Source organism: Achromobacter sp. 10T422 (assembly GCF_056394065.1).
Map to the genome: position 1 here is coordinate 220,331 of NZ_JBFTHD010000001.1, position 22,005 is coordinate 242,335.

General features: G+C 65.5%; 20 protein-coding genes and 1 pseudogene. 8 read left to right on the forward strand and 13 right to left on the reverse strand.

Annotation, left to right across the window (positions count from 1 at the left end):
• Positions 1-133 precede the first annotated feature (133 nt).
• The 7 genes from AC1DB0_RS00925 to AC1DB0_RS00955 all read right to left on the reverse strand — a co-directional run bounded on the left by AC1DB0_RS00925 (position 134) and on the right by AC1DB0_RS00955 (position 6,924).
• Positions 134-661: a hypothetical protein gene (locus AC1DB0_RS00925; protein ID WP_245636267.1), complete on the reverse strand. Its 528-nt coding sequence runs from the start codon at positions 659-661 to the stop codon at positions 134-136.
• 271 nt (positions 662-932) lie between these two features.
• Positions 933-1,274, reverse strand: a complete 342-nt coding sequence (mnhG, locus tag AC1DB0_RS00930) for a monovalent cation/H(+) antiporter subunit G (RefSeq protein ID WP_054421756.1) — start codon at positions 1,272-1,274, stop codon at positions 933-935.
• Positions 1,271-1,552: a K+/H+ antiporter subunit F gene (locus AC1DB0_RS00935; RefSeq protein ID WP_054421755.1), complete on the reverse strand. Its 282-nt coding sequence runs from the start codon at positions 1,550-1,552 to the stop codon at positions 1,271-1,273. The genes mnhG and AC1DB0_RS00935 overlap by 4 nt, the downstream gene beginning before the upstream one ends.
• Before the next feature lie 2 nt (positions 1,553-1,554).
• Positions 1,555-2,037, reverse strand: a complete 483-nt coding sequence (locus tag AC1DB0_RS00940) for a Na+/H+ antiporter subunit E (RefSeq protein WP_054421752.1) — start codon at positions 2,035-2,037, stop codon at positions 1,555-1,557.
• Positions 2,037-3,668 carry a monovalent cation/H+ antiporter subunit D gene (locus AC1DB0_RS00945; RefSeq protein ID WP_476758574.1) on the reverse strand — a complete coding sequence of 544 codons (1,632 nt, stop codon included), beginning with the start codon at positions 3,666-3,668 and terminating at the stop codon, positions 2,037-2,039. The genes AC1DB0_RS00940 and AC1DB0_RS00945 overlap by 1 nt, the downstream gene beginning before the upstream one ends.
• Positions 3,665-4,009 (reverse strand): Na+/H+ antiporter subunit C, encoded by a 345-nt coding sequence (locus tag AC1DB0_RS00950; protein ID WP_054421748.1) that lies wholly within the window; start codon positions 4,007-4,009, stop codon positions 3,665-3,667. Before AC1DB0_RS00950 ends, AC1DB0_RS00945 begins: the two co-directional genes overlap by 4 nt.
• Positions 4,009-6,924, reverse strand: coding sequence for a monovalent cation/H+ antiporter subunit A (locus tag AC1DB0_RS00955; protein ID WP_054421746.1), 2,916 nt, complete (start codon positions 6,922-6,924; stop codon positions 4,009-4,011). The genes AC1DB0_RS00950 and AC1DB0_RS00955 overlap by 1 nt, the downstream gene beginning before the upstream one ends.
• A gap of 555 nt (positions 6,925-7,479) precedes the next feature.
• Between AC1DB0_RS00955 and AC1DB0_RS00960 the strand changes: the two genes are divergently transcribed.
• Positions 7,480-8,466 carry a tripartite tricarboxylate transporter substrate binding protein BugE gene (locus AC1DB0_RS00960; RefSeq protein WP_054421745.1) on the forward strand — a complete coding sequence of 329 codons (987 nt, stop codon included), beginning with the start codon at positions 7,480-7,482 and terminating at the stop codon, positions 8,464-8,466.
• Positions 8,467-8,862: 396 nt separating this feature from the next.
• The gene (locus AC1DB0_RS00965; protein WP_476756791.1) at positions 8,863-9,894 is read left to right on the forward strand and encodes a hypothetical protein; all 1,032 of its coding nucleotides are present in this window, start codon (positions 8,863-8,865) and stop codon (positions 9,892-9,894) included.
• Here the strand turns inward: AC1DB0_RS00965 and AC1DB0_RS00970 are convergent.
• From AC1DB0_RS00970 to AC1DB0_RS00985, 4 genes are all read right to left on the reverse strand, one after another.
• Complete coding sequence (locus AC1DB0_RS00970; RefSeq protein WP_342065978.1) at positions 9,848-10,756, reverse strand: DMT family transporter; 909 nt, start codon at positions 10,754-10,756, stop codon at positions 9,848-9,850. The genes AC1DB0_RS00965 and AC1DB0_RS00970 overlap by 47 nt on opposite strands.
• A gap of 513 nt (positions 10,757-11,269) precedes the next feature.
• Positions 11,270-13,897, reverse strand: coding sequence for an AAA family ATPase (locus AC1DB0_RS00975; protein ID WP_476756790.1), 2,628 nt, complete (start codon positions 13,895-13,897; stop codon positions 11,270-11,272).
• A complete protein-coding gene (locus AC1DB0_RS00980; RefSeq protein WP_054421737.1) occupies positions 13,894-15,018 on the reverse strand; it encodes a metallophosphoesterase family protein in 1,125 nt (374 codons plus the stop codon). Before AC1DB0_RS00980 ends, AC1DB0_RS00975 begins: the two co-directional genes overlap by 4 nt.
• A gap of 46 nt (positions 15,019-15,064) precedes the next feature.
• Complete coding sequence (locus AC1DB0_RS00985; RefSeq protein WP_054421735.1) at positions 15,065-16,366, reverse strand: D-amino acid dehydrogenase; 1,302 nt, start codon at positions 16,364-16,366, stop codon at positions 15,065-15,067.
• A gap of 134 nt (positions 16,367-16,500) precedes the next feature.
• Here AC1DB0_RS00985 and AC1DB0_RS00990 point away from each other — a divergent pair, with 134 nt between their 5' ends.
• The 4 genes and pseudogenes from AC1DB0_RS00990 (at position 16,501) to AC1DB0_RS01005 (ending at position 18,737) form a co-directional block, all read left to right on the forward strand.
• Positions 16,501-16,968 (forward strand): winged helix-turn-helix transcriptional regulator, encoded by a 468-nt coding sequence (locus AC1DB0_RS00990; protein WP_054422406.1) that lies wholly within the window; start codon positions 16,501-16,503, stop codon positions 16,966-16,968.
• Positions 16,969-17,010: 42 nt separating this feature from the next.
• A pseudogene (locus AC1DB0_RS00995) lies at positions 17,011-17,682 on the forward strand (DUF502 domain-containing protein); the annotation flags it as partial.
• A gap of 174 nt (positions 17,683-17,856) precedes the next feature.
• Positions 17,857-18,102: an RNA-binding S4 domain-containing protein gene (locus AC1DB0_RS01000; RefSeq protein WP_175169053.1), complete on the forward strand. Its 246-nt coding sequence runs from the start codon at positions 17,857-17,859 to the stop codon at positions 18,100-18,102.
• A 59-nt stretch (positions 18,103-18,161) separates the two neighbouring features.
• Positions 18,162-18,737, forward strand: coding sequence for a restriction endonuclease (locus tag AC1DB0_RS01005; RefSeq protein WP_427949106.1), 576 nt, complete (start codon positions 18,162-18,164; stop codon positions 18,735-18,737).
• Between the two features lie 30 nt (positions 18,738-18,767).
• On the opposite strand, the gene AC1DB0_RS01010 is transcribed toward AC1DB0_RS01005, so the two are convergent.
• A complete protein-coding gene (locus tag AC1DB0_RS01010) occupies positions 18,768-19,151 on the reverse strand; it encodes a nuclear transport factor 2 family protein (RefSeq protein ID WP_254600456.1) in 384 nt (127 codons plus the stop codon).
• 200 nt (positions 19,152-19,351) lie between these two features.
• Here AC1DB0_RS01010 and AC1DB0_RS01015 point away from each other — a divergent pair, with 200 nt between their 5' ends.
• Positions 19,352-19,750 carry a DUF2784 domain-containing protein gene (locus AC1DB0_RS01015; RefSeq protein ID WP_346550048.1) on the forward strand — a complete coding sequence of 133 codons (399 nt, stop codon included), beginning with the start codon at positions 19,352-19,354 and terminating at the stop codon, positions 19,748-19,750.
• 151 nt (positions 19,751-19,901) lie between these two features.
• The gene (locus AC1DB0_RS01020) at positions 19,902-20,792 is read left to right on the forward strand and encodes a tetratricopeptide repeat protein (RefSeq protein WP_476756789.1); all 891 of its coding nucleotides are present in this window, start codon (positions 19,902-19,904) and stop codon (positions 20,790-20,792) included.
• Position 20,793: 1 nt separating this feature from the next.
• Here AC1DB0_RS01020 and AC1DB0_RS01025 read toward each other — a convergent pair whose 3' ends face one another.
• On the reverse strand, positions 20,794-21,921 hold the full coding sequence (locus AC1DB0_RS01025; protein WP_175169056.1) for an acyl-CoA dehydrogenase family protein: 1,128 nt from the start codon (positions 21,919-21,921) through the stop codon (positions 20,794-20,796).
• Positions 21,922-22,005: the final 84 nt, after the last annotated feature.

Here is a 22,005-nt window from a genome sequence, read left to right on the forward strand (position 1 = left end):
GCTTGCTGGTGGCGCTTGCTGGTGGCGCTTGCGCTTCGGCCATGATCGGGCCGCAAGCTCAGGAATGGGCGCGGGTATGCGCTGCACCTGCGCATGGCCACGTTACGCCCGTGGCCGCGCGCCCTTCCCGCGTTTATTGACGCATCGGCGCGTTCATCGTGCCGGTAGCGGGCGGCACCGAGCCCGGGGCGGGAGGCGGAGGCGCCATGCCCGAGGCGGGCGGAGGCGGCGCCATACCCGGGGCCGGAGGCGGCACGCTGCCGGCCGGCACCTGGATCACGGTTTCGCGCAGCACGCCGCCGCCCTGCACGCTGCCGCGCACGTTGGTGGGCGACGACATCTGGGTCAGGCAGTCCTGCCGCGCGGTGGCGGGCAGCCGGTTGCAGCGGTCAACCATGTTCTGCTGATGCTGGTCCGTGCTTCCATCCTTCAAATTCTGGCGATTGGCTTCATCGCGCGCGGCGCCGGCTTCGCGCATGCAGGTTGCGCGGTCCTGGTTGGTGTTGCCGCTTTTGCACTTGGCCACATCCTGTTCGTACTGGGACTGGATGCCGGCGCGGCCGATGGCATCCGCCGCGTGGACCGCTCCCGCGGCCAACATCAAGCCCGCCGCGCAAAGGGATGCTGCAAGGCGTTTGGTATGCATGGGTCGTTTGTTCATGGCCAGCTCCTTTAAGAATTGAACCGAAAACGGCAGTGACCCGACAGCGGTCACGCCGCTTGCTTGGAATCCACTATCCCACGATGCCGCGCCGGGGACATGTCGAGCAACATGAATTCGTAAGTTGTCGTATCAGGCACCGAATTTGCGCAGGCCGGGGGCCAGACGGAAATCCAGACGAAAAAACAGGGGCGGTTGGCCCCTGTTGCGTTCAATTCCGCGGCGCAGCACGGCGTGTGCCGTTCACAAGCCGTGGCGCTTGTTACCAGTGCTAGCGGGCGTCCAGGTCGGCGTCGGCCTTGGTCAGGCGCTTGCGGTAGGTCGCGGCGCGCATCAGCAGCATTGCCGTCACGGGCGACGACACCACCAGCAGCAGCGTGATGATCACTTCGTGAAACACCGGACGCGCGGACAAGGCCGAGAACACCAGGATCGATGCAGCCAGCACGCAGCCGCAACCCAGTGTGTTGCCCAAGGTGGGCGCGTGGATGCGGGCGTAGAACGAGCGAAAGCGCAGCAGGCCGGCCGAGCCGGTCAGCGCCAGCAAGCCGCCCAACACCAGCAGGATGCAGGCGGGAATGCCGGCCCACAGGGGGATGGTGGCCTCGATCATGGCTCGATCACCTCGCCGCGCAACAGGAAGCGCGCCATCGCAGTGGAACCGACGAAGCCGAACAAGGCGATCAGCAGCGCGATGTCGAAGTACAGCGACGAGCCCGAGCGGATGCCGAAGACCAGCATGGTCAACATGCCGTTGATATACAGCGTGTCCAGCGCCAGCACGCGGTCCTGCGCGGTGGGTCCGCGCAGCAGGCGGATCGCGGCAAACACCATGCCCAGCGCGAAACACACCAGGGCGAAGGACGCCGCCCAATACAGTGCGGTGTTCATAGTCATTCAAACATCTCCATCAACGGGCGCTCGTAGCGCTCCTGCACCAGCTTGACCCAGTCGTCTTCGTTCTGAAGATCAAGCACGTGCAGCTTCAGGCTGTGATCGGGCGTCAGGTCGACCCAGACCGTGCCAGGGGTATAGGTGACAATGCAGGCCAGCATCGCCAGACCGTGCGGGTCGCGCATCGTCAGCGGGATCATGATGAAGCCGGGCGAAAAATCATTTCGCCGGGGGTTCAGGATCAGTTTGCCCACGGCAATGTTCGACTTGATGATGTCGACCGTCACGTGCAGGAACAGGGGCACGGCCTTCCAGAGCCGGTGCGGACGCGCATGCAGCGGACGCAGCCGGGATGCAGCCCAGGTGAACCACAGCGCCAACGCCGCGCCCAGCGCGATCTGCCCGGCCGACAGGCTTTCGTTCAGCACCAGCCACAGGACGAACAGGAATACCGGCAGAAAAAGGAAGTAAACACGGCGCATCAGCTTCCTCCTTGAGCGCCGCGCACGGTTTGCGCGGACATGACGGCATCAATATAAGACTTGGGTTGATCCAGCGATCGCGCCGCGTCGTCCAGGTAGGCCGACACCGGGCCTGCGCCCGCCGCCAGGCCCACGCACAACAGCAGCAGCACGGCCACCGGACCCGCTTCGATCACGCGCAGACGCGGCGTGCTGCGATCGTCGCTGGCCCAGAACACGCGGATACCCGTGCGGCTCAAGCCGACCAGGCCCGCCAGGCCCGACACGAGCACGGCGGCCACCAGAATCCACGCGTCCATCGGCGGTGCGGATTCCGTGGCGGCGGACACCGCCGCCGACAACAGCGAGAACTTGGCCACGAAACCCGACAAGGGCGGCAAGCCCGTCACCAGCAAGGCGCAACAAATGAAGGCCAGCCCCAGGAAAGCCATGGCCGCCGGAATGGCCACGCCCACCACGTCGTCGGACCGGTTGACCGAGGCTGGGTCGTCCAGGTCGAACGCGTCGAGCGTCACGGCCAGCACGTTCGCGCCGAAGCTGCGCGTGCGCTCGATGAGTTCAGCCAGCATGAAGAACGCGCCCGTCGTCAGCACGGAACTGATCAGGTAGAACAGCGCGGGGCCGGTCAAGGTGACGCCCGGCATGCCCAGCGCCGTCAGCAGCGTGCCGGCCGAAACGATGACGCAGTAGCCCACCATCTTCTCCAGCTGCTGCGTGGCCAGCAGGCCCAGCGCGCCGAACAGCAGCGTGGCCAGACCCGCTGCGAACATCCAGTCCAGGCTGAAGGCCGCGGGCGCCCCCGAGGGCAACAGCAGCGAGCCGATGCGCAAGAGCGCATAGATGCCGACCTTGGTCATGATGGAGAACATGGCCGCAATGGGCGCACCGGCCGAACCGTAGCCCTTGACCAGCCAGAAGTTCAGCGGCCACGCGCCCGCCTTCACCAGGAAGGCCACGCCCAGAATAGCTGCGCCGGCTTCGAACAGCATGCGGTCGGGGCCCGCCAGATTGCCGGCACGCAGGGCCAAGTCGGCCATGTTCAAGGTGCCGGTGACGCCATAGATGAGCGCGATGCTGATCAGCAGCAGGAACGACGCCACGAGGTTCACGGCGATGTATTGCAGGCCGGCGCTGACGCGCGCCACGCCCGAGCCATGCAGCAGCAGGCCATAGGAGGCTGCCAGCAGCACTTCGAAGAACACGAACAGGTTGAAGAGGTCGCCCGTCAGGAAGGCGCMGTTCAGGCCCATCAGCAGGAACTGGAACAGCGAATGGAAATGGACGCCCGCGCGGTCCCAGCGGGCCAGCGCGTAGGTCAGCGTCGCCAGGCCCAGCACGGCGGTCAGCGTCAGCATGACGGCGGCCAGACGATCGACGACCAGCACGATGCCGAAGGGCGCCGGCCAGTCGCCCACCAGGTAGACCCCTACCCCGGTCGGCCAAACGTCTGGCACGCCGCCGCCCGCCACCACCAGCAAGGCGATGGCGGCCGCCAGTTGCGCCAGGGTCGCAACCATTGAAATGGCGCCCCGCGTGTAGCGGCTGGTATCGGCCAGCAACAGCATCACCGCGCCCGCAACCAGCGGCGTGATGATCGGCAGAATTGGAAGGTGTTGAAGCCAGAAACTCAAGATTGGGACTCCCGTCCATCAACGTGGTCGGTACCCGTAAGGCCGCGGGAGGCCAGCAGAACAACCAGGAACAACGCGGTGGTGGCGAAGCCGATCACAATGGCCGTCAGCACCAGTGCTTGCGGCAAGGGGTCGGCGTACCAGGAAGGGTCATGCGCCGTGGCGGGGTCCAGCACCGGCGGGCGGCCCGACGTGAGCCGGCCCATGCCGAAGATGAACAGGTTCACCGCATAGGAAACGAGCGACAGGCCCATGATGAATTGGAAGGTGCGCGGGCGCAGCAGCAGCCAGACGCCCGAGCCCGCCAACACGCCGATCGCAATGGCATAAATCAATTCCATCAGGCTTCCCCTGTTTGTGCGGCGGCCGCTTGCATCTCGGCGGCGGCCTTGCGTTGTGCGCGCAGCGATTGGTGAGCCAGCGCCACCAGCACCAGCACGGTGGAGCCAACGACCAGCATGTATACGCCCAGGTCGAACAGCAGCACGCTGGACAAATGAATATGGCCGATCACCGGCAGCGACACATCCCAGGCCAGCGCGGCCAGGAACGGCTTGTACGCCAGCCATGCCGTGACCGCCGCGGCGCCTGCCGCCAGCAAGCCCAGGCCGATCCAGTTCTGCGGGTTGAGGCGGCTGCGCGATTCCACCCAGTACACGCCGCCCACCATGTATTGCAGGATGACGGACGTGGCGAAAATCAGGCCGCCCACAAAACCGCCGCCCGGCTGATTGTGGCCACGCAGCAGGAAGTAGACCGAGATCAGCGCCGAGGTAGGCAGCAACAGGCGCACCAGCACCGTCGGCACCATCATCGACCCCGTCGGCACTACCGACTTGATATCGGGTGCGGCCGGCACGCCGCCATCCTGTTCCTTTTGCTGGCGCGGCAGGTCGGCGCTTTCGGCGGCCGGACGGAAGCGGCGCAGCAGCGCGTAGACCGTCAGCGCCACGATGCCCAGCACCGTGATTTCGCCAAAGGTATCGAAGCCGCGGAAGTCCACCAGAATCACGTTCACCACGTTGGTGCCGCCGCCGTCAGGCAGCGCGCGGTCCACGAAGTAGGACGAAATGGTGTCGCCTTGCGGGCGCACCAGCACGGCGTAAGCCAACGCCGCCATGCCCGTGCCGGCGGCCGTGGCCATCAGCAAGTCGCGCAGGCGGCGGCCGCGGGCGCGCAACGTGGCCTTCAGGGTTTCTTCGTCGTCCTGTTCAATACGGCGCGGCAGCCAGCGCAGGCCCAGCAGCAACAGCACCACGGTGACGACTTCAACCGACAACTGGGTCAACGCCAGGTCAGGCGCCGAGAACCAGACGAAGGTCAGGCAGGTGATCAGCCCCGCGCCACCGGCCAGGGCCAGTGACGCCAGACGGTGGTATTTGGCCTGATAGGCGGCGCCCAGCGCGCAGGCCGCGCCCACCCCCCACATCAGCGCAAAGGCCGGGTCAATAGCCGACATGCGTTCGGTGCCATCCAGCCAGCCGCCGCCGCGCAGCGGCAGCCAGGCCACGAACAAGGCCCCCAGCACAATCAGCAGCATCTGCACTTGCAGGCGCGTGGATGACACCCAACGCAGCAGCCAGGCAGCGGCCACGCTGGAGCCGTCCAGCAAGGCCTCAAACGTGCGCCGGCCATCCAGGCGATAGATGAACGGCACGCGCCCGGGGTTGGCGCGCTGATGCGCCCGCAACGCCAGATACAGCAGCACGCCCGCAGCGGTTGCGACCATGCTCATCACCAGCGGCAGATTCACCCCGTGCCACACGGCCAGACTGTATTCGGGCATGTTCTCGCCCAGGATGCTGCGCGCAGCGGTCGCCAGGAACGGGCCGACCGTAAGGCCGGGCACCACGCCCACCAGCAGGCACATGAACACCAGCAATGCGCTGGGGAACAGCATCCAGCGCGGCGGTTCGTGCGGCGCACGCGGCAGATCAGTCGCCGGCGGGCCGAAGAAGACTTGCAGAATGAAGCGCAGCGAATAGGCCACGCTGAAGGCGCCAGCGATGGTCGCCATCAGCGGCAGGCCGATCTCGGTAAAGCGGTCGCCGCTGACGAAGGTGGTTTCGGCGAAGAACATTTCCTTGGACAGGAAGCCGTTCAGCAGCGGCACCCCAGCCATCGACGCCGCCGCCACCATCGCTAAGGTGGCGGTAATGGGCATGGCTTTATATAGGCCCGACAAGCGGCTCAGGTCGCGCGTGCCGGTTTCATGGTCGACCACCCCCGCCGCCATGAACAGCGACGCCTTGAAGGTGGCGTGGTTGATCATGTGGAAAATGGCGGCCACCAGCGCAAGCTCGCTGTTCAAGCCCAGCAGCAGCGTGATCAGGCCCAGATGGCTGATCGTGGAATACGCCAGCACGCCCTTCATGTCTTGCTGGAAGATGGCGGCGTACGCGCCCAGCACCAGTGTGATCAGCCCTGCTCCGCCAATGATCCAGAACCATTGATCCGTACCTGCCAACACCGGCCAGAACCGCGCCAGCAGGAACACGCCTGCCTTCACCATCGTGGCCGAGTGCAGGTAGGCGGACACCGGCGTCGGCGCCGCCATGGCGTTGGGCAACCAGAAATGGAAGGGGAATTGCGCGCTTTTGGTCAGCGCGCCCAGCGCCACCAACACCAGCACGGCGGGATACCAGGGGTCGGCGCGGACGAGATCGCCCGAGGCCAGCACGCGATCCATGTCGTAGCTGCCCACGATATGGCCCAGGATCAGCACGCCGGCCAGCAGGCAGAGCCCGCCCCCACCCGTCACCGTCAATGCCATGCGCGCGCCGCGGCGGGCATCCAGGCGGTGGTGCCAGTAGGCGATCAGCATGAACGACGCCAGGCTGGTCATTTCCCAGAACAACACCAGCTGGATCAGGTTGCCGGACAGCACTACGCCCAGCATGGCGGCCATGAAGGCCTGGAAGAAGGAGAAGAAGCGCGGCACCGGGTCTTCCGGCGACATGTAGTAGCGCGCGTACAGCACCACCAGCGCGCCCATGCCGGAGACGATCAGCGCGAAGAGCCACGCGTAGCCGTCCATGCGCAGGGTGAATTGCAGGCCCAGGGCGGGCGCCCAGGGCATGTCCGCCCGGATCACGCCGCCGTTGGCGACTTCCGGGTACAGACTGGCAATCAGAACCACACAGGCCAGCGCGATGAGGCCGGCCAGCCACGCCTCGGCATTGCGAGCGTTGGAAGGCAGCAGCGCGGCGCACAGGCTGCCGGCAAACGGCAGAGCGAGGATCAGGATCAGCGACATGGCGTTCCGAGAATGTCCGGGCCCCCTCCCGCCAGCACGTGGCAGCGAAAGACGAAACAGACCGGGGATTAACAACAAAGACGGAACCCTGGCCCGGTGCGTCGCTGCACTACACGTTGCCCCGCGGGGACATCAACCAACGCCCATTGAACGGCGCAGACAGAAACAAACGCAATAGCTTTCTTGCAAGACCGGCCAAGAATCTCATCCGAAAAATATCAGATTCTTGTAAGTTATGCAGAGATTTATGCGTGAACCCGGCTAATGACAGCACGATGACTGCGCAATGATTGCGCAATGACAGCTAATCGACATCTGTTCATCTTGTTGTCAGGCATGGCTTTTTCGCCTAACTGACGTCATTTTCAGACACCGCTGCAACACCGAAAAAATATTTTGGCACGAGGCAGGGTGAATCCTGAGTTGACCGTAGGGGGATTCCTGTGTGGAATTGCGTCCACGAAGTGTATGCAACTCCCGTATCCGGCTACGCACGCTTCACCGACGCCGGCCCAAGAAGCCGGCCGGCTCGGAACAACAATATGGAGAAGACTCTTGACCGTGCTGTCTCATGCCAAGGCCGTTCTGGCCGCCGCCATTGCAGGCGTCTGCTTTAGTTCCGCGGCCCTCGCCGCCGACCCCTACCCCAACAAACCCATCCGCCTGATCGTCCCGTTTGCGGCCGGCGGCACCACCGATATCGTGGCCCGCATCGTGGCCGAAGGCCTGGGCCGTGAGCTCGGCCAAGCCGTCGTAGTTGAAAACCGGGGCGGTGGCGGCGGCTCGATCGGCGCCGACGCGCTGGTCCGTTCCGCGCCGGACGGCTACACGCTGGGTGTTGCCACCGTCAGCACCATGGCCACCAACCCGGCCACCAACCCCAAGAACCCGTACAACCCGATCAAGGACTTCACGCCGATCACCAACCTGGTGAACGTGCCGAACGTGCTGACGGTGAACCCGGCCGTGCCGGCCAAAAACCTGGCCGAATTCATCAAGCTGCTGCAAGACAACCCGGGCAAGTACAGCTATGCCTCGTCAGGCGCAGGCGGCATCGGCCACCTGGACGGCGAATTGTTCAAGTCCCTGACGAAGACCGACATGGTGCACGTGCCCTACCGCGGTTCGGGCCCGGCGCTAAATGACGTGATCGCCGGCCAGGTGAACGCCCAGTTCGACAACCTGCCGTCGTCCATGCCCCACATCCAGGCCGGCAAGCTGCGCGCCCTGGCCGTGGCCGCCCCCAAGCGCCTGCCCGCCCTGCCGGACGTGCCGACCTTCAAGGAAGGCGGCCTGCCTGAAATGGACAACATGGCCTGGTACGGGCTGGTGGCCCCTGCCGGCACCCCCAAGGCTGTGGTGGATCGCATCCATGATGCCGCCATCAAGGCGCTGAAAGACCCGAAGATCGTCCAACGTCTGGCTGACGGCGGATCGCTGGTGGACGGCAACACGCCCGCCGAATACGCCGCCCAGATCCAGCGTGAACTGGAACTGCGCCAGCGCATCGCCAAGGAACGCAACATCGTTTCGACGAACTGATCGTCACCGCGGGCAAGCCGCCCTCTTTATTGGGGACGGCTTGCCCACTTGACTAGCGATGCCTGGGTGTTAGCATCTGGCCCCGTGCGATCCGATTTTTCTCCCATCCCTCCCGCTGCTTGCGTCCTTTGCGCCCTGCGCTCGACTCTGTTGAGCTCGCAGGAAGTCGCCGCGCGTTCCGCTTACGCGCGCTCCAAGCCCGGCTAATCAGCCGGCGTCTTCGCTCCCCCCTCTTTCATTCCGGCCAATCGCCGGCGGCCTGAGCACATCGCTACGGGTTGCCGCCAGACATCGGCCGGCGGTTGTCCTGCCGCGTGGCCGGACGCCCGCGCCTGAATCTTTGCTGCCTGCCGCGCGCCGGCGGCCCGGCCACGCACCGATCTTCGTCTAAGCGCCATGCAACTCACCAAGAAATTCGTCAAAGCCAAGAACCCCTGCGCGGGAGGCTACAAATGGTTCATCCGCGACCACAACGGACAGGGGGACTACCAGGCCGTGCTTGACGCCTTGGTCGCAGACGGCCGAGTCAGCGACGCCTGCTGGCTGCTGGACCAGTTCGGCCCCACCGATGCGGTGCTGAAACTGGACGCCGTGGACGCGAACGCGATCGTCTTCGCCGGCACGCTGGAAGTGCGCATGGGCATCAACGTGGACTCGGTCGTGCGTACCGGCCGCAGCATCATCACGGGCGGCGGCATCCGCGCGGGCGAAACCATCATGGCGGGCGAAAACATCACTGTGGCCGCCAATATCGCCAGCGGCGGCAACCTGCGCGCAGGCGGCGACATCATGGCCGACTGGGGCATCGAGGTTGCCACCCGCGTGGATTGTGGCGGTAACGTGCGCGCAAAATGGGACATCTGCGCGGGCCAGGACTTGGCCGTGACCGGCCACCTGCATGCCGGACAAGACGTGCAGACCCAAGGCGCCATCAAATGCGGCCAAGGCATCAAGACGGGCGGCGACGTGCGCGCCGAAAAGGAAATCAACGCGGGCAGCGGCATCCAGGCCGGTGGCGCGATTGACTGCGGCGAACACCTGGCATCAGGCTGGGGCATGATCGCAGGCGGCGACATCCGCGCCCAAGGTTCGATAAGGGCCGGTGAAGGCGTGCAGGCCGACGGCCTGATCCAGGCGGGCGACGGCCACGGCGTATACGCCGGCCTGAGCGTCAGGCTGGACGCCTGGTCCGTGTGCGCGCGCGTGGTGGCGCAAAGCCGCCCCGCCCAATTGGTCAGCGGACACTGGGCGGGACGGGACGCGGCAGACGCGCGGGATAGGCAAGACGCCGCGGACGAACTGGACAGCCCCCACGACCCGCAGAGCCAGCACCACCCGCAGGGCCAGCACAAGGACCCTGCCGGCCAGCCCCCCGCCAGCGCTAACCGCCCCGCGTGGCCGATGAACGCGACGCCCGCGTTGGCGTGATGGCGGCTGCCGGGTGGCGCAGCACCAGCATCAACCCCAACAGGATCGCGCCCATGCCCGCCAGGCTCAGCACTGACAACCGGTTGCCCAGAATCAGGTAATCCAGCGCGGCGGTGCCGGCCGGCACCAGATAGAACAGGCTGGTGACGTTGACGAGGTTACCGGCCTGGATCATCCGGTAGAACAGCAGCGTCGCGCCCACCGAAATCACCAGTCCCATCCAGATCAGCGGCAGCACCAGCCCCACGCCCCATTCGGCGCGCAGGGGCTGGAACGGCGCGAACACCAGGCACAGCGCCAAACTGACCGCGTACTGCAAGGGCAGCACGTCCATCGGCGCCTGCTTCACGCGTTTTTGCAGCATGGCGCCCGCTGTCATGCTGAGCAAGGCCGCCAGCGCGAACACCATGCCGGCCACCGAAAACCGCGCCATGCCGATGCTTTGGAACACCACCATCACCAGGCCCGACAACGCCAGCAACAAACCGGCCAGACGCGCGGGGGAGTAGCGGCGTTCCATCACCGCCAAGGTCAGGATGGGTTGCGCACCCAGCAACGTCGCCAGCACGCCCGGCGTGATGCCGTGGTCCAGCGCCAGCAGATAGCAGATGGAGTAGCTGCCAATCAGCAGCAAGCCCGTCACCGCAACCGTCCAGCGAGTGCCGGGCGCCGGCAGCCAGCGTTTGCGCCACAGGCAGATCAGCGCCAGCGCGGCCAACGCCAGGATGAAGCGCAACAGCAAAAAGCCAAAGGCAGAGGCATGCGACAGCCCCCATTTCGCGAAGATTGCGCCGCCGCTCCACAGCAGCACGAACAAGGCCGTGGAGCCGTAGGCCGTCCACGAAGATCGATTCAAAGACATGAGGTTTCACCTGTCAGGGTAAAAGCACAGGCTCCAGCCCCCTGCATGGCGATGCGCCAAGCGGGACGCGCACGGATCAGCTGCGCACGGCGAGCGCCAAAGGCGTCAGCGCATCATGCGACCGATAGTGCGGATAACTGAAAGGGCTGGAGTCGGGAAGACGAACCGGCGTTTAGCCAGCTACGACCGCCGAAGGCGGATACGCGCCGGAGACCACGCCGGAAGGCGGATACGCGCCGGAAACCCCGCCGGAAGGCGGTGAGGCCGGACGAGACCCAGGCGGCGAAAGCACCACCGAAGGGACTACCGCAGTGACAGGGGAAAAGACGACAGGGGACGCCATAACTGAAGGCAAGACCCGGGAAGAGAAGACCCGCGCGAAGACCCGCGCGCATGCAAAACCGCCGGCTGCGTGGGCAGCGGCGGTCGAGGCAAGCAGGTTCGTGGCGGCGGGCATTTGCGTAGCGTAGCGACAGGCCAGAAACCCGTCAAGCCTCGCCGCCACGCTTGCCCTCACCCGCCGATGCGCCGCTGCTCCACACCCATGTCCCGCCACGCATCGCCGTGGCAGGTGAACATCAGAATCTGATGGCGGGTAGCGGCGTCGAACAAGGCGCGCTTCATGAAGTCGCGCCGCGCGTCGTCCGTATGAACCAGCGCGTCGTCCAGCAGCAGCAAGGTGGGCCGCCCCGCTTCCTGCAACAGGTCGGCATAGGCGAAACGCGCAAGGATGCCCAGCTGCTCGCGCGTGCCGAAACTCAGCGCATCAAGCAGATCTTCGCCATCCCCGCGCCGCAACGCCGTGGGCAACAAGGCATCGTCCAGGCGCAGCGCGGCGTCGGGAAACAGCAAGGCCAGATAGTGATTCAAGCGGCGGGCCAGCGGCGCTTGCAGCCGTTGTGTTGCCGCCGCGCGCTTGTCGGTCAGCAGCTTAAGCAACAAGTCCAGCGCCGCCGCACGGCGCGACAGCTCATCACGACGGCGCGTCAGGCGCTCGCAGTCGGCCGCGGCCTCGGACAAGCGTTCGCCCAAGCCTTGTGCACCCGCCTGATCCAGCTTTCCTTGCAGTTGCAGGATCTCGCCGTGGCGCTTGTGCTGCGCCTCGCGTTCGATGCCGGCCGATTTTTCATAGCGCTGAACGTCCTGCTCCACCAATTCAGGCCGGTGTTCGGCAAGCGCCGTTTGCGCGTCGCGCACGCGGCGGTCAAGGTCATCGTGGCCGCTGCGCACCTCTGCCAGCCGGCCCGCGCGCGCCTGACGTTGCGAAGCGCGTTCAGCGGACTGCATGTCGGCGCCGCGTGCCGCCGCCTGCCCTTCCAGCAATTGCGCGCGCGCCATATCCGCATCAAGCGCGCGCTGCGCCGCCGCCAGCGACGCTTCGGCCTGCGTGGCCACGGCTTCCGCTTCACGCAGGGCCTGCGTGGCGGCGGGCAAATCGTCGTTCCCGCCTTCGACCGCAGCAGGCAGTTTCGCCAAGCGCTCTTGCAATGGCACGCGGCGAGCCAGGGCGTCGTCGCGTTGGCCACGCAACACGTCCATACCCTTGGGCGCATGGATGGCCAGCGTATTACGCATGCCGGCCAGCTCACGCTGCAGCGCCGTGTAGCGGGCGTGGCGCTGTTCGGCATCGGCCAGCGTCGCCACGCCCAAACGTTCCAGCAAGGCGGACCATGCCCGTTGCAGATCGTCCCGTTCGCGCTTGAGCGCCGGCAAGTCCTGGCCGCCCGGCTCGATGCGAAAGCGCCCCACGCCGGGCAGATCCAGCTCGGCAACCGACGTCAGCAATACCTGGTCGGCGCCAGACAACGGCTTGCCATCCAGCGTGGCCTGCTGCCCGGCGTTCAATTCATACGACAAGCGCGTGGCGATGGCCTGCTGGCGCACTTGCAGATTGGCCAGCGCGCGTTCGGACTTGCGCAAGGCGTCAATATCGGCGTCGGCAATCTCAATACGCAGCGCTTCGGTCTTCAGCAGCGAGCCTTGTTCGATCAGCGCAGTGGCGGCTTTCAGCGCGTCGTCCAGGCGTTCGATTTCGGCGTTCAACTGCGCGAGCTGGCGCTCTACGTCGCGGCGGTCGGCCACCGCTTGTACGGCCGCCACCCGCAAGCGCGCCGCGTCGACCGCCGCGGCGTGCGTCTGGCGCTGCTGCTGCGCGCGCGCCACCGGTTCCTGCGCGGCGTCCACCCGCGCGCGCGCGGCTTGCGCTTCCTTCACCAGCGCCTGGTATTCGGATTCGTCTTGCTGGTCGCGGCGCACCTGGTCCTGCAACAGGGCCAAGGTCTGGGCGGCTTGCATCTGTTCCCGGCGCAGGCCTTCGAACGCCTCGCGCTCCTTGGCAAGCGTGGCCAGGCGGGCGCGCGCATCAGCCGCCTTGGCCTCGAATTCCTTCCAGGGTTCGGTAGCTTGCGCGCGCTCGTGGTCGCGGCGCAGCTCGGCCAGACGGTCCACGTCGGCATTCAACTGCGCCATGGCTGCGGCGCAGTCGTCACGCTCGGCCGTGGAGCGCGCCAAGGCATCCTCGGCATCTTTGTAGATGCCCTTGGGGCGGCCATTGCGGGCATCCAGCAACGCGGCGCGCTCGGCCGATACGCGTTCATACAGGCGGTCGCCATCAGACGACGTGAGCTCGCCAGACAACTGCGTCAGCGCATCGCGCAAATGCGTGCCCGCATAGCCTGCCGCCTCTTGCAGATTCTGGCCGTCGCCTTGCTGTATCCACAGCAGGCCGGGAATGCCGGCCAGGTCGGGCTTGCTCTGGCCGCGTCCGGGCAGCTCGAATCCCAGCAACGCCGCCAAAGCATTTTCGGCTTCTTCCCCATCCAGGCGCTGCGCGCCGTCGTCGATCAGCAGCTCGCAGCGCGCGCGTGACAGAAATTGCTTCTTCAACACATAGTCGTGGCCTGCATGCGCGAACGACAGCTCAACGCTAGGCCGCGCGCCGGACTCGCCACGCGGCGCCAGGTCCGAGACCTTGCTGGTGCTGTAGCGTTCCAGGAACGCGGCACGGATGGCGGTGGCGACGGTGCTCTTGCCGGCCTCGTTGGCGCCCACGAACAGGTTCAGCCCGTCTTGCAAGCCGTCCAGCACCAGGGGCTGACGGAACTTGCGGAATTCTTCCAATGCAATGCGCGAGAGCTTCATTTGGCGGCTCCCGAGGCGCTATCGCGCTGAAACCGCAGCAGCAGCCGCAAGGCCTCGCTGGCGACGGCAGCCTGCTCGCCCTCGCCTTGCATGGCTTGCAATTGCGCCGCCACGTCGCCCACATAGCCACTAGCGCCCAGCTCGGCCAGGTCCGCCAGATCGGGTTCCAGGCGCAGCCCGGACAGGTCAGGCAATAAGGCGCGTGCCTGCGCCGCCGCCAAGTCCACCGCGCGCTGCAAGGTGTCCAGCGTTTCCATATTGGCGTGGCCTTGTACGTCCAGCCGCAACACGTCTTCCGCACGCGTCTGCGCCAGCCGTTCAGCCAACGCGTGCGCGTCGCTGGGCAGGCTGATGGTTTCATCCCAGGCCGACCAGCGGTACTTGCCGGTCGCGACCCGTTCAACAACCGGCACCGCGCCCGGCGCATCGATGCGCACGTCCAGCACATAGCCGGGTTCGTTGCCGCGAAAGCGGTCTTGCTCGGGCGTGCCGGCATACCAGGTGTGCGCGTCGATGGACAGGCAGCCGTGCCAGTCGCCCAGCGCCAGGTAGTCCAGGCGGGCGCGCGTGGCGCGGTCAGGTGCGATGGGGTTGGTGGCGTCGATGGTGTCGGGCAGCCGGCCAGAAACGCTGCCGTGGGCCAGGCCCACGCGCACGCGCCCGGCGGCGGTGTCCAGCGTGTCGAACGCCTGGGTGACATCGTCGTAGGTGTGGCGTTGCGTCAGCGGGGCCGCCAGCACGGCCAGATTGATGGCGGGCAGGTCGACCACGCCAACGCGCAATGGCACATGCACGTTGGCGGGAATGCAGCCCAGCTGCATCGCGCGGCTCCAGACGCTGTCGGCCAAGGCCGCATCGTGGTTGCCCGCAATCATTACCCAGGGTCCGGCGTAGCCGGCCATGGCGGCGAACAGCCGGCGGATCGTGCGATCGGACACGCCTTGCGTGTCGAATACGTCACCCGCAACCAGCACGGCGTCCACGCCGCGCTCCGTGGCTAGCTGGGCGATGCGGCCGACGACGTCAAAGCGCGCCTCGGCCAGCATGGCGGCATCATCGGTTTCGAACTGGCCGTATTGACGGCCGATCTGCCAATCGGCGGTATGCAGAAAATGGGTCATCCGCCGATTTTGGCACAAGCAAACTCAAGCGCCCTTGCCTCCCAGCTCAAGCGCCCTTGCCACCCAGCACCAGCGACGGCTCGGAGGCTGCACCGCGGTCGTAACGCGACAGGCTCAGGCCGTCGGTGCGAATCGCGGGGCGCTGGCCCATGACCTGATCGGCCACCAGCTTGCCCGAGCCGCACGCCATGGTCCAACCCAGCGTGCCGTGGCCGGTGTTCAGGTACAGATTGCCGTAGCGGGTCGGGCCAACCACCGGCGTGCTGTCCGGCGTCATCGGGCGCAGGCCGGTCCAGAACTCGGCTTGCGCCACATGGCCGCTGTCGGGGAACAGGTCGTTGACGACCAGCTCCAGCGTCTTGCGGCGCGCGTCTTTCAGGCGCAGGTCAAAGCCCGACAACTCGGCCATGCCGCCCACGCGGATGCGCTCGTCGAAACGGGTTACGGCAATTTTGTAGGTCTCGTCCAGGATGGTCGAGACGGGCGCGGCGCTTTCGTCCTTCAGCGGGATGGTCAACGAATAGCCCTTGACCGGGTACACCGGCAAGTCCAGGCCCAGCGGTTCCAGGAAGCCGCGCGTGTAGCTGCCAAAGGCGGCCACGTAGCGGTCGGCGGTCAGAACGTCGTTGCCCACGCGCACGCCGGTAATCTGGCCGCCTGCCGTGTTCAGGCCCGACACGGTCTGGTTGTAGCGGAAGTCCACCCCCATCGCCACGGCCATCTCGGCCAGCCGGGTCGTGAACAGGCGGCAGTCGCCCGTTTCGTCATTGGGCAGGCGCAGGCCGCCGGCCAGCTTGTGGATCGAACGCGCCAGCGCGGGTTCGGCCGTTACCAGACGGTTGCGGTCCAGCAGTTCATACGGCACACCCACTTCTTCCAGCACCGCGATGTCTCGGCGGGCGGCTTCCATTTGCGCGTCGGTACGGAACAGCTGCAAGGTGCCGCGCGTACGCTCTTCATAATGGATGCCGGTGGACGTGCGCAGTTCGCGCAGGCAATCGCGGCTGTATTCGGCCAGGCGCAGCATGCGTTCTTTATTGACCGAATAGCGGTCAGCCGAGCAGTTGGCCAGCATCGCCGCCATCCATTTCAGCTGATACAGGCTGCCGTCCAGGCGGATCGCCAGCGGCGCATGCTTTTGAAACAGCCACTTGATCGCCTTCAGCGGAATGCCGGGCGCCGCCCAGGGCGTGGAATAGCCCGGCGACACCTGACCGGCGTTGGCGTAGCTGGTTTCCTGGGCGGCGGCGGGCTGGCGGTCCAGGACCGTAACCTTGGCGCCCTGGCGGGCCAGGTAATACGCGGTCGTGGTGCCGATAACGCCGCTACCTAGGACGATCACATGCATGATTCTTTCCGTATTTGGATTTGCTCAGTAATTTCGGTAGTCTATGGCCCTCGCCGCAGTGAAAAGCACTGATTATTTTGCTTTACCAGTGCTTTTTCTCGGGCGGCCCCTTTTTTCTGATCGCCAAAAGTGAAATGCGCGACCTCGATAGAATCGACCTGAAAATCCTGGATATCCTGCAGCGTGAAGGCCGCATTTCGGTAACGGAATTGGCCGAACGCGTGAGCCTGTCCGCCACGCCCTGCTCCGACCGCGTCAAACGGATGGAGCGCGAAGGCGTCATCACGGGTTACCATGCGCGCGTCAATCCGGCCGCGTTGGGCAAGAACCTGCTGGTCTTTCTGGAAATCAAGCTGTCGGCCAAATCGGGCGATGTGTTCGACAAGGTCAAGAAAGAGCTTCTGTATGTGCCGGAAGTCATGGAATGCCACCTGGTGTCGGGTGATTTCGACTACCTGGTCAAGGCCCGCCTGACGGAAATGAACGAATACCGCCGCCTTCTTGGCGAAATCCTCAAACGACTGCCAGCATCCGCGGAATCCCGCAGCTACGTCGTGATGGAGGAAATCAAGGAAACGCTGTACCTGCCCGTGGACCGCTAGGTCCGACCCCAAATTCTTTAGTCCCGGTCTTTAGCCCCCCTTATGACTCGTCTCTACAAATACTTCTTCCGCGGCCTGATCACGGTGCTGCCGCTGGCGCTGACCATCTACCTGCTGTACATCTTCCTGGCCTGGACCGAGGCCGTGGCGCTGACGTTCCTGCGCCCCTTCATCGGCGGGTTCTACGTGCCGGGCATGGGGCTGGCGCTGGGCATCCTGGGCATTCTGGCCATTGGCTACCTGGTGTCCAAGCAGCGCGTACAGCGCTTTTTGACCGTCGTGGAAATGCCCTTCACCAACCTGCCGGTGGTCAAGAGCATTTATTCGTCGCTGAAGAGTTTTGCGGACTACTTTTCGCCCAGCTCCAAGAACACGGCGCAACAGGTCGTGGTGCTGCGCATACCGGGCCAGCAGCTGGAATTGGTGGGCCTTGTCACCCGCCGCAGCATGGAAGGCCTGCCTGAAGGCTTCACGCAAGGCGACCGCGTGGCGGTTTACCTGCCGATGGGCTACATGATTGGCGGCTACACCGTCTTCGTGCCGCAAGACTGGGTGCAACCGATCCAGATGTCGGTGGAAGAAGCGATGCGTTCGTCGCTTATCGCCTGGATGGCGCGCGCCGAAAGCAACCACCGCCCGGCCGCGCCCGCGGCGCCGGACGCGCCGGACTCGGTCGCCCCAGACTTGGCTCCTTCTGCCTCGGCTCCTTCTGCCTCGGCTCCTTCCGCCTCGGCCCCTTCTGCCTCGGCCCCTTCTGCCTCGGCCCCTTCTGCCTCGGCCCCTTCTGCCTCGGCCCCTTCTGATTTGCCGCCTTCTGATTTGCCGCCCGCGCCCCCCCGCAGCGGCGGCCCGGTCTGACCGGCTTTTTCATTCGTTTACGCGCAACCCATGCCTCTTATCGAATTCACGCTTGCCGACGGCAGCCCCTACATTGAAATCAACCAGCTCTTGAAAGCCACCGGCGTTTGCGACAGCGGTGGCGCAGGCAAGATGATGGTGGCCGACGGCCTGGTCAGCGTTGGCGGTGTCGTCGAAACGCGCAAGACCGCCAAAATCCGCGGCGGCCAGATCGTCACCTGCGGCGACGTGCGCATCGTGGTGCGCGCCGCCGACACGCCGCCGGCCGACGCCTGACCCCTTTCTGTTTCGCCTTTCCGTTCCACCGTCCCGATACCGCAACACCGCGAGCCCCCATGAAACTCAAGATGTCCCAGAACTCCATCTTCGCCGTCCTGCTGCGTTCGCCGTGGTGGATGAGCGCGGGCGTGGCCGTCGTGCTGTGCGTGGGCGGGTTTGCCGCCCTGCCCCTGGAGTTCGCGGCGATGGGCGTGTTCGCGGCGGTGCCGTTTGCGGTCATCTCCATCATGGCGGCCTACAAGCAATTGCGCGCGCCGTCCGGCACGCGCGTGCAGGCCGTGGCCGAGGCCGCCGCCGCCATGTCGTGGACGGAATTCGCGGCAACGGTCGAAGCCGGCTTCAAGCGCGACGGCTGTGAGGTCGAGCGCCTGCAATCGCCTGGCGCGGATTTCACCTTGAGCAAAGACGGCCACGTGGCCATCGTCAGCGCCAAGCGCTGGAAAGCCGCCCGCGTCGGCGTGGAGCCGCTGCGCGAACTGCAAGCGGCGCGCGAAAAGCGCGGCGCGCGTGAAGCGATCTACATCGCGCTGGGCGATGTGTCGGACAACGCGTGGAGCTACGCGAAGTCGCAAGGCGTGTCGCTGATGACGGCGCCGGAACTGACCAAGCTGCTGCGCGACTTGAAGGTCTGACGCTAACAGCGGGACGCCCCGCCGCGGGCCTTAAACCACCATCACCGAACTGGCGGCAATCACGCGCCACTGACTCTGTTCGGCATCCGGCGCCCACGTCCGCATGAAGCGGAACGTGCCGTTGGCCGGCACGCCGTTATAGCTGCCGGTGATGCGGGCCTGCACGGACACCACCGCGCACGCCTCACGCACGGCGATATTCCATTCGGACAAGTCCAGGCCGTGGATCTTCAACAAGCCCGAACGATGCGCATCCAGATCGTCTTCGCGCGTGAACGTCCAGCCCATGTGATTCGTGAATATCAGCTCCGGGTCCAACAGGCGCGAAAGCGCCGCAATGTCGGACGCCAGCATCGCCTGGCGCAGTTCCTCTTCCGCGGCCTGAATCCGCGCCGTGATTGTTTGGGTCATCATGCTTGCCTGATATCGGTATGTCGGGGGATTGGTCTGTCCGGGCGTCGATCAGTCGGCGCGTCAATCCATCGCCGGCATTCTATTCCGACACCAAGCGTCGTGCCTTGTTGCCAATGACTTGCACGGGGCAAGCGCGATTACGATTAAATGCGCATCCCGCTGCGTCACCGCAGTTCCTGATTATTCATTGAGACCCCCGCATGACCTACCGCATTCTTGCCGACCTGGTGCTTGTCTTGCATGGCCTGTTCGTTGCCTTCGTGGTGTTCGGCGGCCTGCTTGCGCTATGGAAGCCGCGCGCCGCGTACTGGCATCTGCCCGCGCTGGCCTGGGGCGCCATGGTCATCGGCATGGGCTGGATCTGCCCGCTGACGCCGTTGGAAGTGTCGCTGCGGCAGCAGGCGGGGCAGGAAGGCTATGCGGGCGGATTCATCGAGCATTATTTGCTGGGCATCATCTATCCGGAAGGCATCACGCGCACGTCGCAGATTGTGCTGGCCGCGCTGCTGATCGCGGGCAATCTGATCGTCTACACGCTGTGGGCGCGACGCCGCCGCCGTGACCGGTCCAGCACGCGTCTGGATGCCGCCACGAAATGAGCTCGCACGATATGGGCTCGCAGGAAATGGGCTCGCAGGAAATGGGTTCGCACGAAAACGCCGCCGCGAAATAAACCGCCACATCGTCCGCCGCGCCCGCTGCTTTATCATGTCAGGCACCCGGCGCCACGCCGCACCACGGTCCCCCCGCATGAGCTCCCACCCCGACACCCCCCAGATGATCCGCGCGTTTGATGCCGATGGCCGCGAGATTCTCGTCACCCGCGAACAATGGCGCGACAACGTGCTGGTCGGCGCCATCCAGCAGAACTGGAACGATGCCGATCAATTGGCCGGCCTGATCATCCAGTCGTTGAATGATGGCTTCTTCGAGGAAATGGTCCGTCCCGCCGAACGGCTGGTGGCACTGGACGCCAACCCCGAACGCGCGATCGTGCTGCAAGCCATCGTCTACATGAAGCTGGGCCGTCTGGACGACTGCGAACGCGTGCTGCTCGACTTCTGCGCGCAGCATGGCGAGACGGGCATCGTGCTGACGAATCTGGCCAAGGTCCACGCCGAGCGCGATGACGACGCCAAGACGCTCGACACGCTGTGGCGCGCGCTGCAACTGGACCCGAACCAGGACAACGGACTGGGCTGGTACGAGGCCATCCACCGCGACGTGGGCGGCGATGCGGCGGGCATCACCGCCATGCGCAAGGTCGCCGCGCTGCCTCACAGCTGGCGCGCGCAGCTGTGGCTTGCCCGCGGCGAATTGGGTTCGCACAACACGGCGGGCGCGCTCGCGCTGTATCGGGAATCGCTATCGCGCGCGGGCCAACCCGTACCGGGCGACCTGCTGATGCAGATGAGCGGAGACCTCGGCAACGCCGGTTGCATTGCCGAGATCCTGGAACTGGCGGGCCCGCACTTTGTGGCCGAAGCGCACGGGCTGCCGGTTGGCAATAACCTGATCAAGGCGCACCTGCACCTGGGCCAGCGCGATGCCGCTACGCGCATCCTGACTCAGCTGCACGCCATGAACCGCCCAGATTGGAAAGAGCATCTGGCGTATTGGGACCGCGAGCTGGCGCAGTGATTTACAGCGCCCGCGCAATCACCAGGCGCTGAATATCGCTGGTGCCTTCGTAGATCTGGCACACGCGCACATCGCGGTAAATACGCTCCACCGGAAAGTCCTTCAGGTAGCCATAGCCGCCCAGCGTCTGGATCGCGGCCGAGCACACCTTCTCGGCCATTTCGGAAGCGAAGAGCTTGGCCATCGACGCCTCGGTCAAGGCCGGCCGGCCCGCTTCGCGCAGCGCCGCCGCATGCAGCACCATCTGACGCGCCGCGTGAATCTGCGTCGCCATGTCCGCCAGACGGAACGCCACCGCCTGATGCTCCATGATGGGTTTGCCAAAGGCCTGCCGGTCGCGCGCGTAGTCGCGTGCGCATTCAAACGCCGCGCGCGCCATGCCCACCGATTGCGACGCAATGCCGATGCGCCCGCCTTCAAGATTGCCCAAGGCGATCTTGTAGCCCTCGCCTTCTGCGCCCAGCCGGTAAGCGGCGGGAATGCGCATGTCTTCAAACGCGATCTGGCACGTGTCCGAGGCGTGCTGCCCCAGCTTGTCTTCCACGCGCAGCACCTGATAGCCCGGCGTGTCGGTTGGCACGATGAAGGCGGAAATGCCGCGCTTGCCCGCGTCCGGGTCGGTCACGGCGAACACAATCACCGTCTGGCCGCTTTTGCCTGACGTGATGAACTGCTTGGCGCCGTTCAGGATGTAGTCGTCGCCATCGCGGCGCGCGCGCGTGCGCAGGCTGCTGGCGTCCGACCCGGCTTGCGGTTCCGTCAACGCGAAGCCGCCAATGTGTTCGCCGGTGGCCAACGGGCGCAGGAACTGGTCCTTCTGCGCATCGGTGCCGAACTTCAGGATAGGCATGCAGGCCACTGAGTTATGCACGCTCATGATGGTGGAACACGCGCCGTTACCGGCGGCAATTTCCTCCAGCGCCACCGCGTACGACACATAGCCGCTGGCGTTGCCGTCCCATTCTTCCGGCACCAACATGCCGAAGAACCCCAGCTGCGCCATCTCTTGAATGGCGTCGGCGGGATAGTGGTGGTCTCGGTCCCAGCGTTCGGAGTTAGGCGCCAGACGTTCCGTCGCGAAGCGGCGGGCCATTTCCTGAATGCTGAGCTGTTCTTCCGTCAACAACATGTTTTTGTCTCCTGAGATGCGAGAGCGGGCTGGCGCGGGATCGGCGCCGCCCGCTTTGTTTTGCACGGCCGCGGCGGGTTGGCG